Annotated in this window: 3 protein-coding genes; 1 reads left to right on the forward strand and 2 read right to left on the reverse strand. The window is 33.8% G+C overall.

What is annotated here, in order from left to right:
* The coding region (locus AC1DRF_RS27695) for a hypothetical protein (protein ID WP_477742268.1) at positions 1 to 231 on the forward strand (231 nt) is incomplete at its 5' end.
* A 53-nt stretch (positions 232 to 284) separates the two neighbouring features.
* Here the strand turns inward: AC1DRF_RS27695 and AC1DRF_RS27700 are convergent.
* Positions 285 to 479: a hypothetical protein gene (locus tag AC1DRF_RS27700; RefSeq protein ID WP_427076567.1), complete on the reverse strand. Its 195-nt coding sequence runs from the start codon at positions 477 to 479 to the stop codon at positions 285 to 287.
* Positions 480 to 530: 51 nt separating this feature from the next.
* Positions 531 to 1,223 carry an HNH endonuclease gene (locus tag AC1DRF_RS27705; protein ID WP_477742269.1) on the reverse strand — a complete coding sequence of 231 codons (693 nt, stop codon included), beginning with the start codon at positions 1,221 to 1,223 and terminating at the stop codon, positions 531 to 533.
* Positions 1,224 to 1,428: the final 205 nt, after the last annotated feature.

The following is a 1,428-nucleotide window of genomic DNA, read 5'->3' on the forward strand; positions in this document are numbered from 1 at the left end:
ACCGTAGATGCACTTTTAGAAAATAACTCTCAAGTACTACAATATTATCAAACTGCTAGTCGACTATGGGAAGACATTTGCAATGATCCTCAAAGTGAGACATCTGAAGGTTTATCTCGTATTTTATCTAACCGACAGCTTACTTTTGAAGAGCGGTGTGGCGGAAGACCACTAGGTCAAGAAGTTAAAAGTTTAGCAGATGATGCTTCCAGTTCTTATGATGTGGAGTAAAATAATAATGTGCAAGGTTTTGAAGTCTTGCACATTATTTACAATTGTTGAGATTACTCTTCCTCTTCATTGTTTTCACCAATAAATTTGCTTAAGTCAATCTTTCCCTCAAGTATCAGTTTATCTATTATGTCATCTACATATAGACTTACACACTTCTTTCTAATCTCTTCTTGTTCTTCTAAAGTGAGTTTTCTTTTTGATGGAACGACTTCCATTGTAATCTTATACTCCTTTTTCTTTTTCATTACTCTTACACCCTTTTTCCTCTTTTACTCTATGATTGATATAATCCATCATCATACTTTCAATAATGTAGCATTAAACATACGCTTTAGTTCCTCTACATCTTTAGCAGTAGTAATAATCCATGCTCGTATATCTTTATCCCTCTTACTCTGCAATACTCTACATGCTTCATTACGCATAGCTAATACTATATCCGTTAAGTGTTGTGGCTTATCATACATATCCAACACTGTTACTGCCATCCGTAAATAATCTACATCTAATATTAGATCGCCATGTTCCATATGTTCTTTTACATAAGTAGTTTTACCACTACCTACCGCCCCATTAACAATAGTAACAKTGCTTTCTCTCATWTGTTCTCTTACCTTCTTAATCTTCGTGTACTTAGTACCATCTACTCCAAAGTGAATTTTATGATGATGTGCTTTACATACTAATTGTAGATTGTCTATTGATAAACGTTTACTCCAATCCTCTTTCACTTCTATAAGGTGATGGACTATTTCAACAGGAGTAAGCCTGCCTTCTTCAAGACAGACCTCGCATAAAGGGTTTAACCTCTTCTTCCTATTGCGTAATTTAATCCATGAAATACTAGAATAAAAGGCTTGTTCTTTCTTATCTATTCGCTGTTCTTTATACTCTCGATGAGTATCTTTCCTACACTTATCACAATATGTATCATAAGTTAATTTTCTACATTCCTCCGTGTTACATATCTTAGGACTCTTGCGAGGCACGATGTGTTTTAATCACCCTTCCTCTTCCTTTTATTATTTAGCACATATTTCAATTTATGTAATTTAGACATAATAAAAAGCCACCCAATTAGAGCAGCTTAAACTTATAAAAATATTAACTTTTATTTCAGCTCTAAAAGTAAATAACTTAGCGCCCTATCTAATGCTTCAGATATATTTTCAACCTCTTCAATCAACTCTGCGC

This window comes from Priestia sp. P5_B4, from assembly GCF_056400385.1.